Source organism: Lactococcus sp. bn62 (genome assembly GCF_029492705.2).
GTDB classification, from domain to species: Bacteria; Bacillota; Bacilli; order Lactobacillales; family Streptococcaceae; genus Lactococcus; species Lactococcus petauri.
The window spans coordinates 1,492,536-1,509,384 of sequence record NZ_CP120417.1 but is presented as its reverse complement, the minus strand read 5'-3'; the positions used below and the strand labels follow the sequence as shown (position 1 = coordinate 1,509,384).

The following is a 16,849-nucleotide window of genomic DNA, read 5'->3' as shown; positions in this document are numbered from 1 at the left end:
TTTATAGTTAGATCTTTATTTTTTTTACTATTCTTGATTAATAGAGTCCTCAATTTACGCTCTTCCCATTCACCCTCAAAGTTCGCAAAACGAATTTTTGGCACCGTCTCTCCTGGTTTAGGAAATAATTGCTGCAAATACCCTTGTTTCAACTGTTTAAGTTTATCTAACTTACGCTGATGAAGAGTGATAGTATCGTCTATTTTAGTAAAAAATAAATCTATTTGATTTTGCTCAGAAATTGAAGGAGTTAAAACATTCAAAGAATTTAAAATTTCTTGGCTAACATTAAATCGAGTACTACCGCCAGCTCTTCGTTTAATTTCTTTTCTATTAGCATAATTTAGAGTTAATTCAATAAAATACGCATTATAAGAACTGATTCGTTTTCCTCTAATAGCAAAACCACTATACAAAGCGTAGTGATCTTCTTTATAAGCTTTTGCCCATCCAACTTCTTCAACAATCTCTGAAGAACGAACAAATATTAAATCCCCTTTTTCAACTTTGTTTTTATCTTCGATTTTTTTATCAACGGCTACAGAATTTAATATATTATCATACTTCATAGGTAAAGGATTTAGTATATCCATGACACTAATCATTTTAGTTCCTGTTCCATAATTTTCTTTAGGAGCATTAATTCCATTTGAAAAAGTCATTAAATCGGACAACTTACGCTGTTCCCAATCATAAAAAAACAAATAAAAATTATTTGAACAAAGCACTATAATTCATTAAAATAAAAAAGAAAACCGCAAAAACTTTAGCGAGTGAAGCCAAAGTAAAAATGGCTGTTCTAACAGCAAAACAAATTGAAGAGGGAGAAAACTATATCTCTATAATGGAGGAGAATTTGGAATCTCTTAAGAAAACCACTTCTGTTAAAGGCAAGGAAATAAAAGCAGGGCTCTCCTCTGAAAGTGAAAAAAATGTAGAAAATGGATATTTTTCGGATACTGATGTTAAGGATAGGTCGTTGACTGACTACGCTGGAAATTGGCAGTCGGTGTATCCTTTGCTACAAAATGGAACTTTAGATCAAGTGTTTGATTATAAATCAAAAATTAAGGGAGACAAGTCGCCTTCTGGATATAAGAAATACTATGAACAGGGATATAAGAGTGATGTGAGTAATATTTTGATTGATAGCCATACAATGACCTTTACTAAAAATAATGTAAAACATAAATATCACTATAAGTACAAGGGATATAAAATTTTAACTTACGAAAAAGGTAATCGGGGAGTGCGGTATCTTTTTGAAACAGAGGATAATAATGCAGGTGAGTTCAAATATGTTCAGTTTAGTGACCATGCGATTGCACCAATGAAGGCAGCACATTTCCATATTTTTTATGGTTCAGAGAGTCAGGAAAAAGTACTTGAGAAGCTCGAGAATTGGCCAACATTTTATCCAAGTGACTTATCACCACAAGAAATAGCACAAGAAATGATTGCTCATTAACCCAAATATTTTGGAACTTGGAATAATAAAAAACAGACGGGGCTTTGTCTCGTCTGTTTTTTTTTTTTTTTAATTTTCGACAAACTTCTTAAGTCTATCACCTTCCAAGCCACCATTCAGGCCAATCAACAGTTTGATACGTGCTTTTTGAGAATTTACTTCAGGTGCAAACATCACCCCAGCCTCTGCCAGCTTAGAGCCACCACCTTCATAAGCGTAGACTGGTTCCGCTATACCATTGAAACAGCGGGAAACGAGTACTACAGGAATGCCAAGCTTGATGATATTCATTAATTTTTGTGCGGCTGTAGGGGGAAGATTGCCTGCCCCCAGCGCTTCAATAACAAGGCCATCTAAACTACTTAAGTCAAATAAGTCAAAGACTTCACCTGTCATTCCAGCATAAGCTTTAACAATCGGAACTTTTCCTTTAACAGAAGAAATATCAAGATGTTGATTTTCACCATCGGTATGGAAATAGAAGAGTTTGTGCTTTGTGGCTAAGCCAACTGGTCCATGTGTTGGTGTTTGGAAAGTAGAAACGTTGGTCGTATGTGTTTTTGTTACATATCGTGCGGAATGAATTTCATCATTCATCACTACAAGGACACCGCGATCACGAGAAGCATCATCGGCAGCAACACGAAGTGCGCTGAGGAAATTATAGATACCATCTGTCCCTAATTCGTTACTAGAGCGCATGGCGCCTGTCAGGACAATGGGCATGCCACGCGGAATTGTTGAATCCAAAAAGAAGGCCGTTTCTTCCAGTGTATCCGTGCCGTGAGTAATGACAACACCGTCAAATTCTTCTTGATCGAAGGCTCTGTTGATGCGTTTTTTAATCAAGAGCATTTCCTTTGGGGTGATGTGCGGGCTAGGGAGGTTAAAAATATCTTCAGCGACCATGTGAATCGAATCAAGGTGCATATCTACCGAATTCATAGGGTTGACCGCATTTGGCGCTACGCGACCACTGGCGTCTTCCGTCATAGAAATGGTCCCCCCAGTATGCAACACTAAAATCTTTTTCATTAGTCAATTTCCTTTCAAACGTCAATAAAGTAAATTTATTATAGCATATTATAGGAGTGAATAAACAGCGACAAAGCGAAGTGCTCAACCCATTATAAAATAATTAAAGAGAGAGGGATTTTAATTTTTTGGAACAGCCATTATTCGTGGAATTTTGAAAAAAAACCTGTATAATTAATAGGATAAGGAAGCTTAACGACGGTTTAAATTTAGTCGATAAGCAATAGATACATGAAGAATTTAAGAGTATAAGGCATGGAAATGGATATAAAAGCGGTATTTTTCGATTTAGACGGCACTCTTTTTACAGGGACAAGATCAGTTGCTCCGAGCACGCGCGTTGCTATCGATGAATTAAAACGTAAAGATATATTAGTCGGGATCGCCACAGGACGAGGCCCTGCTTTTGCTTTGCCTTTGATGGAGGAGCTTCATTTAGATTTTGCAGTAACTTATAATGGACAATACATCTTTACGCCCAAAGCTGTCTTGCATGCGGAAGAGATCGATAAAAGGACCTTACGCAAAATCGTTCGTTTTGCCAAAGACAACCACCGAGACATCTCTTTAGGAGCAGCTCATGGTGTCAATGGCTCGAAACTTTTGAAGTTTGGTGAAACACGGATGGCAGGGATTATTTCCGGTATTTTACCTTCAGGGACATCGGATATTGCGCGAAACAGTTTTAAGCATGTCGTACGTCGTGTGGTTCCACAGTCCAATTTTCTAAATATCTTGCGTGAGCCCATTTATCAAGTCATGATGGTCGCGACTCAAGCAGAAACGAAAATGCTTGAAAAAGAATTCCCTAATTTGATGATTACACGCAGCAATCCCTACTCTGTGGATATGATTCCATGTGATTCTGGCAAGCTTCGTGGTATCAAGATGATTGGCGAGCGTTATGGCTTCAATGAACACCAAGTTATGGCCTTTGGTGATTCGGAAAATGATTTAGAAATGTTGACACATGTCGAATATGGTATCGCGATGGGCAATGCCTCTGATCTTGTTAAAGAAAAAGCGACACATGTCACAACGAGTAACAATCATGACGGAATTGCTAAGGCACTTGCACATTATGGACTTATTGATTTTTCAAGCAGTAATAATTTTATTTCACGTGATCAAAACTTTAATAAAGTAAAAGAATTCCATAAAATGATGGACGGTCGAAGTCAAGAAATTCCACGTGCTTTTCCTCCGATGGAGGCGGGCTATCGCGCAGGCTTTAAGGTCGAAGAAATTGTGGAGTTCCTCTATGCTTCCGCAAATGGGGATTGTGATAAGTTTGACGAACTCGCAGCAAATCTGCATGCAGATGTGGATAAGGCCGTCCTAAAGGTTAAACGCAAGGCAAAAGACGAAGCGCCGTTGATTGGAGAAGTCGATGCCTTGATTGACTTGCTTTACTTTACCTATGGAAGTTTGGTGCTTGCTGGGGTTGACCCTTATGATATTTTCAACTTTGTACATGCAGCAAATATGGGAAAAATTTTCCCGGATGGACAACCGCATTTTGATCCAGAAACACATAAAATTTTGAAACCTGATGATTGGGAAGAAAAATATGCCCCAGAAGGAAAAATAGAGCGTGAGCTTGAAAGACAAAAGAGAATTGCCTTGAGAAAAGCACGTGTCCGTGAAGAAGACAAGAAGAAAAAATAAAAAAGAAATCGCTGTAAGGCGGTTTTTATGCTTGTTACCTCCGGGTCACAAACTCCGTCCAAAAATATGTTATAATATAGCAGATATAAGCAGACAATTAGGGAGTTTTAGGTGAAAATGAACAAGTTTAAAGCGGTAATTTTTGACATGGACGGTGTCCTCGTTGACACGGAACAATTCTATGCTCAAAGACGTGAAGAATTCTTTAGCAATCATAATATTTCAATCCAACACATGAAATACTCTGATTTTATCGGAGGGAATATGCGAGAAATCTGGCCGCAAATCTTAGGTGTAGATTTTGACCAAGACGAAGTAGCAAAGCTGCACGCAGCATATTTAAAATTAAAAGACAATAATCCACTTCCTTATAAAGATTTGCTTTTCCCAGATGTTAAGACCGTTTTAGAAGCCTTAGAAAATGATAACTTTAAAATCGGTTTAGCTTCCAGCTCGGCCATGCAAGATATTGACGAAATGCTTAATATACATGGCTTACGTCCTTACTTCAAGTCAATCCTTTCCGGCAATGATTTGAAGGCAACCAAACCACACCCAGAAATTTATCAGCTAAGCATGAAGACGCTCAATGTAAAGCCGGAAGAAACCTTAATCATTGAGGATTCCGAAAAAGGAATTGCGGCAGGTAAGGCAGCTGGAGCTACAGTCTGGGCGATTGAAGATACGCGTTTTGGAATGAATCAGTCCGCAGCAGATGCATGGTTTTCCAATCTCACGGCTGTTAAAGAAAAACTAGAAAGCTTTTCAGCAAACTGACAGCTTTGCGCATTTAAAAAATATAGCCAATGTGTAAATAGACGCATAAAAGGAGAAGGAAATGAAAAGTGTACAGAGGTTTTCACCAATAACAATTGTGTTAGTCATGGTTATCGTGCAAGCCCTGGAAAGTTTTTTGCTTATCTTTTCGGGCTCACGAATGATGGCTGTGTTCTATCTTTTTTTGATGAACATCCTTATCACAGTCGGCATCTTACTTCAAGCTCGAAATTATCGTTTAAGAAGAGTTGAATTTATCAGAAAAATAAATGATGAAGCAGAAAACTCACTCAATGCAACCTTAGACAATATGCCTATCGGTGTCATCCGCTACAATAAAGAGACCTATGAGCCGGAATGGTTCAACCCCTTTATCGATTTGATTTATCATGGGGATGATCGTGTCCTTGATAAAGAAGAAGTTAAGGCAATTATTCAAAAGTATCATGAAGAAAGAAATCAATTTTTCACGATTGAGAAGAAAAAATATTTTATAACCTTAGATGACGAAAAAAATCTTATTTATTTAGCTGATGCCACTTCTGAAGCTAACAGTCGTGAGAGCTTGCAGGAAAGCCGTGCTGTTATTGGAAGCATTTCGGTTGATAACTATGATGATGTCACAGATTTGATTGCGGACAGTGAACGGACCAAGGTTAATAGTTTGATTGCCAGCAATTTGGAAAGTTTTGCAAGCAAATACGGTGTATATTTGCGCCGTGTCTCAAGCAGCCGTTACTATTTCTTTTGTGATTACGGCATTTTGAACCGAATGATTGAGGATAAGTTTTCTTTACTGAAAGATTTCCGGAAAAATTCAGCTGAAAGCAAGATTCCCCTCACATTATCTGTGGGTGTATCCTATGGCTGGAATGATTTCCCAAGTATCGGGAAAACCTCCCTTAACAACCTTGAGTTAGCTTTAGTGCGTGGTGGGGACCAAGCAGTTCTTCGGGAGAATACGCCGCAAGCCAAAACAATTTATTTCGGTGGTAATTCTGAAAGCCGTACTCAAAAATCAAGAACGCGTGCGCGTGCTATTTCAACAGCATTGCAAACGATCATCAGTGAAAGTGAAGATGTCTTTATCGTAGGTCATCGTTTCCCAGATATGGATGCCCTAGGGGCGGCAATTACGATGAAAAATTTTGTCAACATGTCGGGAAAAGAAGCCTATGTGGTCTATGATCCTGAACAATTGATGCCAGAGGTGAGCCGGGCCATTGATCTAGTAAATGAAACTGAAGAAGGTTTCGCACATATTATTAAACTTGAAACAGCTTTTGATATGAAAACGGAAAATTCCTTACTGATCATGGTTGACCACTCGAAGACGACACAAACACTCAGTCTTGATTTCTATAAGTCCTTTAGTAAACTGGTTGTTATTGATCATCATCGTCGAGATGATGATTTCCCTGAGCATGCCTTGCTTTCTTATATTGAATCAAGCGCAAGTTCAGCCAGTGAGTTAGCAGTCGAACTTTTACAATTCCATGAATATAACTCGAAAATGACGGTAACTGATGCGAGTATTGCGCTAGCTGGGATTGAGCTGGATACGAAGCATTTCACCAAAGCAACAACTTCCCGTACGTTTGAAGTGGCTGCTTATCTTCGCTCGCAAGGTGCTGACAATAACCTGATTAAAGGAATATTGGCCACTAAGTTTGAAAAATATAAAAAAATTAATGAAATTATTCTTAACTCTGAATATGTTGCGCCAGGAGTTGTGGTTGCCTTAGGTAAACCTGACCAAAAATATGATAATGTTGCGACTGCCAAAGCCGCAGACACTTTGCTTGATATGGCAGATGTTCAAGCGGCATTCTCGATTACAAATCACCAAAATGGTTATATTTCTATCTCGGCGCGTTCATTCAAAGATTATAACGTCCAAACGATTATGGAAGCCATGGGAGGGGGCGGACACTTTAATGCCGCTGCCACACAAATTTACGAACGAAATATCGATGAAGTCAAACATGATCTCATCGCATTAATTAAGGAAAGAGAGAACGAACAATGAAAGTAGTATTTTTAGCAGATGTAAAAGGACAAGGAAAAAAAGGCGAAATCAAAGAAGTACCCACAGGTTATGCAAATAACTTTCTCCTTAAGAAAAATTTAGCAAAAGTTGCAACAAGTGCTGCTGTGGCAGAACTTCAAGGTAAAACAAAAGCTAAAGAAAAAGAAGAAGCTGAGGAGCTCGCAGCAGCTAAAGCATTGAAAGAACGTCTTGAGCAAGATGATGTAATGGTTGAAATCAAGATGAAAGTGGGAACAACAGGTCACACCTTCGGTGCCGTGGATAAAGCAGATATCGCGAAAGCACTTCAAAGTCAATTGGATGTCAAAGTGGACAAACGTAAAATTCAATTGATCAATAAGATTCAAGCGCTTGGAATTAAAGATGTTCCAATCAAATTGCACCGTGATGTTACTGCTACAGTCAAGGTCAAAGTAAGCGAGAGATAACATGCCTGATATTGATATTATCAAAGCACCACCACAAGATTTAGCCGCCGAACAAGCCGTTTTGGGGGCTATTTTCCTTGATAGTGACCGCTTGATTGAAGTAAAAGAATTTCTTTCTACGGATGACTTTTACAAAAACGCACACAAAATTATTTTCCGTGCTATGGAGCACTTGTCGGACAATCGTGAAGCGATTGATGTGTTAACTGTCCGCTCGCTTTTGGAAAACCAAAATGACTTAGAGACTATCGGGGGCATCGCTTATATTGCTGAGCTTGCCACTGCAACCCCAACGGCAGCTAATGCTTCTTATTATGCGAAAATCGTTGCCGAAAAATCTTTGCTCCGTCAGCTGATTAATAAGTTAACACAGAGTGTAGAAAAAGCTTACAGTCAGGAAGATCCCGCCGAGGATGTTCTTGCAGAAGCTGAAAAGTCATTGATTGATGTGCAACAAGGACGTAATACATCAAGCTTTCGTCGGATTTCAGACGTCTTGTCAATGAATCTCGACGATCTGGAAGAACGAGCTAAACAAAAATCAACGATTACCGGCATCGCGACTGGCTATCCGGCCTTGGATGCTATGACAACAGGTCTCCATGAGGAGGAACTTATTATTCTTGCTGCACGTCCAGCCGTGGGTAAGACAGCCTTTGCTTTAAATATTGCGCAGAATATTGGGACCAAACAAGATAAAACTGTCGCTATCTTTTCATTGGAAATGGGTGCGGAAAGCCTTGTTAACCGGATGCTTGCAGCGGAAGGAACAATTGAATCCCATAACTTACGTACTGGTCAGCTTAATGACGAAGAGTGGAACCAATATTTTATTGCTATGGGGACACTTTCGAAAGCAAGTATCTACATTGATGATACTCCAGGGATTAAGATTACAGAGATACGGGCACGTTCTCGTAAACTCGCACAGGAAACAGGCAATCTTGGTCTTATCGTGATTGACTATTTGCAGTTGATTTCGGGCACAGGACGAGAAAACCGCCAACAAGAAGTCTCCGAAATTTCACGTCAGTTGAAGATCCTGGCTAAAGAGTTAAAGGTTCCTGTCATTGCTTTGAGTCAGCTTTCACGTGGAGTAGAACAACGTCAGGATAAACGACCTGTCTTGTCAGACATTCGTGAATCTGGGTCAATCGAGCAAGATGCGGATATTGTCGCCTTCCTTTATCGGGATGATTATTATGACCGTGCCGGGGCTGACGATGATGATGAGGGCTTTAACGATGTCCCAGAAGTAGACAATAAAGTAGAAGTTATTATTGAAAAAAACCGTTCAGGAAGTCGGGGAACTGTCGAGTTACTCTTCCTGAAAGAATACAACAAATTTGCTAGTATTGATAACAGATATGAAGACTAGCATTTCTAGGGGTATTCGTGTTATAATGGATAAGATTTAAAATTTATAATGGTAAGCTAGGCGGAAAACGCCTGTCTTTGCATTTCTAGAGAAAAATTGGAGAGTAAAATGGATAACCAAAATCAAAGCCAAGAAGTAGGAAAAATTGTAGATATCAGAAAACAAGTTGAAGAACATGTTGGTCAAACCATTGAAATTACATCACAATTTGGACGTAAACGTGAAAATCGTCATAAAGTCAACTTGATTGAGACTTATGCCACACACTTTGTAATTGAAAATATTCCAGCACGTGGCCCAAAAACAACAGAGTCTTATCAATATGCTGACATTTTGACTCAAACAATTTTGATTCACTATCCAAATAAATAATTTGTTTATTGATGTAATCTATTTGTGAAGTTTTCTATAGCACGATTTGATGCGTAAAACTCTAGACAAAAGCTTCTGGGTGGCGTTGCTGTTCGTGGCACGAATCTTCACTGGAAAAACTTTTCAAAGCAAAAAAATATAAAAAATCCAAAGAAAGGAGTAAATATGACATCTTCAAGCCTATCAATGATGCCTGTCAAAGGTGGTTCAGGGAATGCTTTTGTTGGCGAAAGCGACAATAAGCGTGTTTTCATTAAAAAAAATTGTAGCCCCTTTTTGACAAGTGTGTATCTTGAAGGTATTACGCCACAAGTCTTATGGACGAAGCGTACAGCAGAAGGTGACATGTTAGCTGCTCAACCTTGGATTAATGGCCATACGTTGAAACCTTATGAAATGAATGATTCCCGTATTGGCGAAATTTTGCGGCATTTGCATCAAAGCGAAAAGCTTATTGAAGCCTGTAAAAAGTTAGATAACGAAGTCATGCTTCCAGCTGATCTTTTGAAACAAGTACTGAGTAAAAGTTCAATCTTTGAAACCAATGGCTTTCTCTCAAATGTCGTTGTGGAACTCTCAGAAAATCTTCCGGAGTTAAAAGAGGAGGAGATTACAGTTGTTCATGGTGATGTGAATCATAAAAACTGGTTGGTTGATGACGAAAGTGACAAAGTCTATCTCGTCGATTGGGATACGGTCCTTTTAAGCAGTCCTTTAGTGGATATAGCACATGTTCTAACACACTATATAAAACCAGAAAACTGGGAAGAGTGGCTCCATCAAGCAGGCTATAAAACAGCTAAAAATAAAAATATAGAACATGAATTAATCTGGTATGGAAAACTTTCTTTTCTACGTCAGATTTCAGAATATATGGCAAGAGAGCAGATTAAGGAAACAGAACAAGAAATTGCGCGTTTTCAGAATTTTTGCCGTTTATTTTAAAACTTAGAAAATAAAAATAGGAGGCTTGCCTTCTTATTTTTTCAATAAATAGGAGAAAAAATGCGCGTAAGAAATCGTAAAGGCGCTGCGGAACACTTAGAAAGTAACGCACATGTAGTTGTTGAAAATCCAGCAGACTTTAAAGGACGTTGGGCAGAGCGTTTTGGAAATGATCATCCCATACATATTGAAGTGGGTTGTGGAAAAGGCGGCTTTATCACAGGTATGGCTGCTCAAAACCCAGAGATTAATTATATTGCGATTGATATGCAACTATCCGTTTTATCTCACGCTTTAGACAAAGCTTTGGAAGCAAATCTACCTAATGTGCAAATGATGCTGGTTGATGGCGCAGCTTTAACAGAATATTTCGAGGATGCTGAAGTTTCACGTGTTTATCTGAACTTTAGCGATCCGTGGCCAAAAACCCGTCATGAAAAACGCCGTTTAACTTATAAGTCATTCTTAGAAACTTATGAACAAATCTTGCCACCAGAAGGCCAAGTCCACTTTAAAACAGATAACCGCGGTCTATTTGAATATTCATTGGCAAGCATGAGTCAATATGGTATGATTTTAGAAAAAGTCTGGTTAGACTTGCACGCAGATGAAGAATTTGCCAAAGTCAATGTAATGACAGAGTATGAAGCAAAATTCTCAAGCAAGGGGCAAGTGATTTACCGTTTAGAAGCAAAATTCCCAAAGAGAGGTTAAGCTATGAGATGCCCAAAATGTCAATCTGAATCGTCACGCGTAGTAGATTCACGTCAAGCTGATAATATGATTCGCCGTCGCCGTGAATGTGAAAATTGTGGAAATCGTTTCACGACTTTTGAACGGATTGAAGAAATGCCACTTTTGGTCATAAAACGTGACGAAACCCGTGAAGTTTTCAATCGTGATAAAATTATCACAGGAATAGTGCGCAGTGCTCGTAAGCGACCGGTGACGAGTGAATCCATTGAAAAATTGGTTGATCGTGTCGAACAAAGAGTACGCCGCTTAGAGAAAAATGAAGTACGTACCGAAGTTATTGGCGAATTTGTTATGGAAGAATTAATGGATTTGGATGATATTACCTATGTTCGTTTTGCAAGTGTGTACCGTTCCTTCAAAGATGTGAGTGAAATCGAAGATTTGCTTAAAAAGATAACGAAAAAAGACTAACGGTTCTAAAAAAAAAAGAGAAATAAAAGGATGAACTATGAGACCAGGCGATTCATTTTCTATTCTAAATCGAGGAAAAATCAGCTTTGATGCCGATACTTTTTCGCTACTTTATTTGCCTATTATTGGGCGAGATGCTTTTGGACTTTATCAACTCTTGCGCGTTTTTTCGACGGGCAAGATTTCTCATTTTTTAGAGTATCTTGATTTTGGACTCCATCCTTTTATTGAAGCTTTAGAAAAACTTTCAGGGATTGGGCTCGTGCGGGTATTTGACCAACAACCGGGTTATCTTATGGAGATAAAAAGTCCTTTAACTTTTGAAGAATTTTTAGCAGACGAATTTTATAAGCAGTTATTGGTTTCACGCATTGGTGAAAATAAAGTTAAAGCTTTGGCAAAAAAACATGAACCTGATGCTTTAGAAATTACGAAAAAGTTCCATGAAGTTTATTCTGTTAAGTTTGAGCCGACACATACAGTCGTTCAAACAGAAAAATTTGATTTGAACTCTTTTAAGAGTATTATGGAAAACCAGCATCTGACTTTTGCAAATGAAAATCAGGATATCTTGACCCTGTATGGCTTGGCTGAAAAGTTTGATCTCAACTGGTATGAATTATTTAAAGCAGCCGAACAAACTGCCAATGCTGACAAGACTTTGAATACAGCCAACTTAACAAGAATGCTTGCCGGCAAATCTGAGCCTTTGCCTGCCTTATCGGAATTTCCTAAAGGCTTTCAGGATTTGATTGTCATCAGTAAAGAAGTGTCCCCGCGTGATTTTTTAAACAAGCTTAAACAACAAGCTGGTGGTTTTGCTTCGCAAGAAGAACTTAAGATTTTGAATAATTTAGACAAGCAAAATATTACAGATCAAGTACAAAATATTTTGATACACTATGTCTTGATTCAACAAGGGAATGCGAGTCTCAATGCTCGATTTGTTAATACTCTGGCAAATGATTGGCTGCGCCATAAAGTATATAATGCTGAAACAGCAGTAAAAAGAATACTGGAACGTCAGCAGCAAGCGGAACAAAAGCAAAAAAGCAATAAAAATTCTAAAAACTCAGGCAAGCTGGTCAAAAAAGCACCACAATGGTCCAATGCCAGCTACGTAAATACGACCAGTGCAGAAGATATTGCCAAGTTCGAGCAATATAAAGCTTCCCGTCGTAAGGACAAGAAGGAGAATTGAGCATGGAATCAATTGGAGAACTTTTGAGTAAGCGCCCAGATGTACGTGGAAATTTTGACAAGCTCGTCGCTGAAGTGATGAAAAATGAACAAGTTCAAGCTTTTATTTCTGAAAATCAAATGACTGAAGATGAAGTACAGCGGAGCTATTCAAAGTTTTATGAATTTGTTAAAGAGCGAAAAAAATTCGAAGAACATGAAAAAAGAGCAGCTGATGGCTATGAGCCTGTCTTGATTATGAACCATGGTTACGCAGATGTTTCTTATCAAACGACAGCAGAATTAGCCCGCCGTCAAGAAGTGAGCAATCAATTGCGTCGTGTTCAAATCATTGGTTTACCTAAAGAAATGAAGCACATTGATTTTTATGCGGATGTCTTCACAGACAATCAAAATCAATTTGACTTGTTCCGGAAAGTAGAAAACTTTATCGACAACTTTCCTCAAGAAAAAGGGCTTTATATTTATGGCGATTTTGGCGTAGGAAAATCCTTTATTATGGCCGCTATGGCAAATGAGCTTTCAAAAAAAGGCGTTTCCACTACTTTATTACACTATCCCACCTTTATTTCTGACCTCGATTTTGACAATGCCAAACATTGGGTCAATGAAATTAAAAAAGTTGAAGTATTGGTCTTAGACGATATTGGTGCCGAACTCAATAATGCTTGGGTGCGTGACAGCATTCTTCAAGTTATTTTACAGCATCGTATGCAAGAAAATCTTCCGACATTTTTCACCTCAAACTTGAATATGATAGAGCTTGAGCTACATTTGGCGGAAACTAAAAAAGCGGATGAAATCTGGCCAGCAAAACGCGTGATGGAGCGTGTGAAGTATTTAGCGTCTGAAGTTCGTTTAGAAGGAGTAAATCGTCGACATGAATGAGACAATTGATCTGATGATGCAACACAGTTCTGTACGTAATTTTACGGATGAAAAAATACCAGAACATGTATTAAAAACGATTATTGATGCGGGACGGGCAGCACCAAACTGGAAAAATTTCCAATCTTATTCGGTGGTTCTTGTGCAATCCCAAGAACAAAAAGATGCAATTTTTGCCCAACAGCCCCAAAAAGCCATTAAAAATTGTGCTGCTTTTTTGGTTTTTGTGGGAGACCTTAACCGAGCCAAAACAGCAGTCGAAATGAACGGTGGTGAGTTTCAACCAGAAGGTGTAGAATCGCTCCTTATTACTTCAGTTGATGCGGCAGTAGCCGGTCAAAATACATTGCTTGCTGCTCAATCTCTTGGCTATGGTGGTGTAATGGTGGGCTTGATTCGTGATCAAGCACGAGAAATTTCTGAGATATTAAGTTTGCCTGATTATACTTATCCGATTTTTGCTGTGGCTCTTGGCAAGCCTGCACGTGTAAATCCAGTAAAACCGAGATTACCTTATGAAGCTGTTGTATTTCCTGAGAAGTATATTCCACAAGATGAAGAAGTGCTGCGCCTCTATGATAAAGTTCAAGAGGATTATGCTGGATCACGGCGTCTAAATTCCACTTGGTCGAGTAGAATGGTTGAGCAATGGGGACAACCGGAACTCAAAGCTTCAACAGAGAATCTTAAAGAAAAAGGACTTTTATGAAGAAAATTCTTTCACCCAAGCTTCCTGCGGCGTTAGAAGTTGTCGATTTTACTACCCTTGAAGACAACGAAGCCTACCAAGTAGAGTTGAAAAATCAAGAAATCTATTTAGAGTATCGCCAACTTTTCAGTGGCTGTCGTCTACAAAATATCAATTTTGAGTTAGAGGTAACTGCTGATTTAGAGTTTACAGATTGTATTTTTGAAAAGTGTGATTTTTCTAACCTTGTCTTTTCTAAATTTGGTTTTTACCGTTGCATTTTTAAAGATTGTAAATTGCTCGGTACCGAATTCACCAATGCCTTTTTGCAGGATGTCCAGTTTCAGGATTGTTTGCTTAATTACGTTAATTTTTCAAGTGCTCGTTTGAAAAATGTGCTTTTTGCAGACAATATGATGAAAGAAAGTCTTTTTATTGCCAGTCAATTCAAGCATGTGCGTTTTGAAGGGAACGACTTGGAGCTTACGAATTTCTGGGAAACTTCCTTATCAGGGATTGATTTTTCAAGTAACACTTTTGAGCGCCTCGATGTGAGTCCCGAGCTGGCTAAAAACATTAAAGTCAACTTAAGTCAAGCAGCGTTTTTTGCTGCTTTACATGGGATTGAAATTGTCTAAGTCTTGGGAGATTCAAGACTTTTTATTTTAAAAGAGTTTATCAAAATTGATCGTTTAATTTAAAAATCGCTTTAAACCGAAGCGGTTTTTAAATTAAAAAAATTTTTTAAGAAGAGTCCAATCACAAAAGAAAACGTTTTCTTGTTTTGGACCGAACAGCTTAATTTCGAAGCAAAAATTAGGCTATAATTTAATTGTGAGGAAAAAAGATGCTTAGTTATAACTTAGATATCCTACTGTTTTCAGAAAGACGTTTTTGGAAACTTGATAAAATCCTTGAGGTTACTGGACTTAAAAGTCAGGAATTTCAGAGACAACTCGTCGAATTAAATCGAACATTGCAAGATAAATCTCAAAGACCACTAGAATTTACCAATAATGTGTTAGCAATTCCTGAAAAACCAGAAAATTTCGAAGAAATTCGCTTTAATATCGCAGAATATGGACGAACATTGAGTGAAGAAAAACGTCAATACCTGATTTATTTACTTTGCTTTTCTAAACGTTCAGCATTAGCCATTAGTGATTTCCAGTCGCTTTTAAATGTGAGTCGCAATACCGTCTTGTCTGATATCAAAAAGTTGCGTCAGCAGCTGGATAGCGAAAACATACGTCTAGAATACTCACGGAGGTTAGGCTTTTACCTTGAAGGTGCATCGAAAGAATTACGTAAGACGAGCTGGCGTTTTTTACAAGAACTTCATGAAGAGAGTGATTATTATGTTTTGTCGAAGCATCTCAATCATAAAAATCCACTCTTTATTTACCAAGTAGGACAGCAAATCAGTCGATTAATTGCTGAATTATGTATTCAGGTTATCCATAGTCGGTATATTCCGATGTTGATATACCTTGCCTTACTTCAATCACATCTTGGAGAAACAAATATATTCCAGGAAGATGTACTGGAAGTTGAAGCATTGTTAATTGGCATGAGTGATGGTAGCTTTGAAAGGTCTGGTTTTGATTTTCTTTATCGTATTGGCTTTGAGATTATGGAAAATGTAATGAAACTTGCAGCAGTTCAGTTTGAAGATTTTACAAAAACCTTTGCTGCCTTACGTGCCCATCTGGTCCCTGCCTATTTTCGTTTGAAATATCACTTCGAAATAGAGAATGTTCTTTTGGACAAAATAAAAACAGATTATTCCTCTCTGTTTGAGTTAATGGGCCTTGCTTTAGCGCCATTACGCGAAGCTTGTGGTGAAATTTCCGAAGCAGAACGCGCCTACTTTGTCATTCTCTTTGGTGGAGAAATTTATAAGAAAAAGTATACACAAAGTTTTCGCGCGATTGTCTTATGTGTAAATGGTATAAGTTCGAGTTTAATCATGCGTAAACGATTGGAAAATATGTTTCCAAGCATGACTTTTATTCTGAGTACAGCTGTCTCTGATTTGGACAATATTCCTGCTTTTTCTTATGATATTATTTTTTCGACAGTACCTGTAATGACTGATAAAAAGCTCTATGTTATGTCAGCTATCCCAGACAGTGAAGAAGAGACAAGACTTTACAATCGTATTGCACAAGATTTTGATTTGCCTGGTTTTTATAAACCAGATGCTAAAGCCATCTTACGTGCTATTGAACCTTATGTCGACATTAAAAGTAATGCGACCAAGAAGCAATTGACGCGGGTTATTGACCGCAAGCTTAACAATAAAAAGACAGAAAGTGAGGCATTAGGTGTAATGCTTTCAGATTTATTAACTAAAGAAAAAATTTGTTTTACAGATGAAAAACTTGACTGGAAAAGTGCAATTGAGCTTGCAGCACAGCCTTTACTGAATCAAGGTGAAATCGAGCCCACGTATATTTCCGCTATCATTAACCGTGTAGAGGAGTTCGGCCCTTATATTGATTTAGGAATGGGTATTGCTCTTCCTCATGCACGTCCTGAAGATGGGGTGAAAAAACTTGGGATGTCATTTCTTAGATGTGAACAACCGGTATATCTTCAAGATGATCCCAAACACGAGATAAAAATCTTCATTGTCCTCGCAGCAATTGATAATGAAACGCATCTTCGCGCATTATCCACACTAACACAAATATTATCAAATAAAGATGAACTCAATAAAATGCTGACTGTAGAAACAGTAGCAGAACTAGAACAAATTTTTGCAGAAAAAGAAGGAGAATAA

15 protein-coding genes and 2 pseudogenes are annotated in these 16,849 nt (G+C 38.2%); 15 read left to right on the top strand and 2 right to left on the bottom strand.

Annotated elements, in window-relative coordinates; all coding sequences use genetic code 11:
- Nucleotides 1-164: 164 nt before the first annotated feature.
- Nucleotides 165-728: pseudogene (locus P3G65_RS07760) on the bottom strand (restriction endonuclease subunit S); the annotation flags it as partial.
- Nucleotides 729-751: 23 nt separating this feature from the next.
- Here P3G65_RS07760 and P3G65_RS07755 point away from each other — a divergent pair.
- Nucleotides 752-1,468 (top strand): annotated as a pseudogene (locus tag P3G65_RS07755) (ZinT/AdcA family metal-binding protein); the annotation flags it as partial.
- Between the two features lie 69 nt (nt 1,469-1,537).
- On the opposite strand, the gene P3G65_RS07750 reads toward P3G65_RS07755, so the two are convergent.
- The gene (locus P3G65_RS07750) at nt 1,538-2,503 is read right to left on the bottom strand and encodes an asparaginase (protein WP_107106083.1); all 966 of its coding nucleotides are present in this window, start codon (nt 2,501-2,503) and stop codon (nt 1,538-1,540) included.
- A 261-nt stretch (nt 2,504-2,764) separates the two neighbouring features.
- Here P3G65_RS07750 and P3G65_RS07745 point away from each other — a divergent pair, with 261 nt between their 5' ends.
- From P3G65_RS07745 to P3G65_RS07680, 14 genes are all read left to right on the top strand, one after another.
- The gene (locus P3G65_RS07745; protein WP_029346131.1) at nt 2,765-4,171 is read left to right on the top strand and encodes a Cof-type HAD-IIB family hydrolase; all 1,407 of its coding nucleotides are present in this window, start codon (nt 2,765-2,767) and stop codon (nt 4,169-4,171) included.
- Nucleotides 4,172-4,288: 117 nt separating this feature from the next.
- Nucleotides 4,289-4,948, top strand: coding sequence for an HAD family phosphatase (locus P3G65_RS07740; protein ID WP_019291832.1), 660 nt, complete (start codon nt 4,289-4,291; stop codon nt 4,946-4,948).
- Nucleotides 4,949-5,009: 61 nt separating this feature from the next.
- Nucleotides 5,010-6,977 carry a DHH family phosphoesterase gene (locus P3G65_RS07735; RefSeq protein ID WP_019291831.1) on the top strand — a complete coding sequence of 656 codons (1,968 nt, stop codon included), beginning with the start codon at nt 5,010-5,012 and terminating at the stop codon, nt 6,975-6,977.
- Nucleotides 6,974-7,426: a 50S ribosomal protein L9 gene (gene rplI / locus P3G65_RS07730; RefSeq protein WP_014024508.1), complete on the top strand. Its 453-nt coding sequence runs from the start codon at nt 6,974-6,976 to the stop codon at nt 7,424-7,426. The genes P3G65_RS07735 and rplI overlap by 4 nt, the downstream gene beginning before the upstream one ends.
- Nucleotide 7,427: 1 nt before the next feature.
- Entirely contained in the window at nt 7,428-8,804 is a 1,377-nt protein-coding gene (dnaB, locus tag P3G65_RS07725) for a replicative DNA helicase (protein WP_003134122.1), read from the top strand.
- Between the two features lie 108 nt (nt 8,805-8,912).
- Nucleotides 8,913-9,176, top strand: coding sequence for a Veg family protein (locus P3G65_RS07720; RefSeq protein ID WP_003134126.1), 264 nt, complete (start codon nt 8,913-8,915; stop codon nt 9,174-9,176).
- Nucleotides 9,177-9,341: 165 nt separating this feature from the next.
- Entirely contained in the window at nt 9,342-10,121 is a 780-nt protein-coding gene (locus tag P3G65_RS07715; RefSeq protein ID WP_019291830.1) for a phosphotransferase family protein, read from the top strand.
- 60 nt (nt 10,122-10,181) lie between these two features.
- Nucleotides 10,182-10,835 (top strand): tRNA (guanosine(46)-N7)-methyltransferase TrmB, encoded by a 654-nt coding sequence (gene trmB, locus P3G65_RS07710; protein ID WP_003134130.1) that lies wholly within the window; start codon nt 10,182-10,184, stop codon nt 10,833-10,835.
- A gap of 3 nt (nt 10,836-10,838) precedes the next feature.
- Nucleotides 10,839-11,288 carry a transcriptional regulator NrdR gene (gene nrdR / locus P3G65_RS07705; protein ID WP_003134132.1) on the top strand — a complete coding sequence of 150 codons (450 nt, stop codon included), beginning with the start codon at nt 10,839-10,841 and terminating at the stop codon, nt 11,286-11,288.
- Between the two features lie 37 nt (nt 11,289-11,325).
- On the top strand, nt 11,326-12,489 hold the full coding sequence (locus tag P3G65_RS07700; RefSeq protein WP_019291829.1) for a DnaD domain protein: 1,164 nt from the start codon (nt 11,326-11,328) through the stop codon (nt 12,487-12,489).
- 2 nt (nt 12,490-12,491) lie between these two features.
- The gene (gene dnaI / locus P3G65_RS07695) at nt 12,492-13,376 is read left to right on the top strand and encodes a primosomal protein DnaI (protein WP_003134135.1); all 885 of its coding nucleotides are present in this window, start codon (nt 12,492-12,494) and stop codon (nt 13,374-13,376) included.
- Nucleotides 13,369-14,085, top strand: a complete 717-nt coding sequence (locus P3G65_RS07690; protein ID WP_003134136.1) for a nitroreductase family protein — start codon at nt 13,369-13,371, stop codon at nt 14,083-14,085. Before dnaI ends, P3G65_RS07690 begins: the two co-directional genes overlap by 8 nt.
- The gene (locus P3G65_RS07685) at nt 14,082-14,702 is read left to right on the top strand and encodes a pentapeptide repeat-containing protein (protein WP_019291828.1); all 621 of its coding nucleotides are present in this window, start codon (nt 14,082-14,084) and stop codon (nt 14,700-14,702) included. Before P3G65_RS07690 ends, P3G65_RS07685 begins: the two co-directional genes overlap by 4 nt.
- A gap of 209 nt (nt 14,703-14,911) precedes the next feature.
- Nucleotides 14,912-16,849, top strand: a complete 1,938-nt coding sequence (locus tag P3G65_RS07680; protein ID WP_019291827.1) for a PTS sugar transporter subunit IIA — start codon at nt 14,912-14,914, stop codon at nt 16,847-16,849.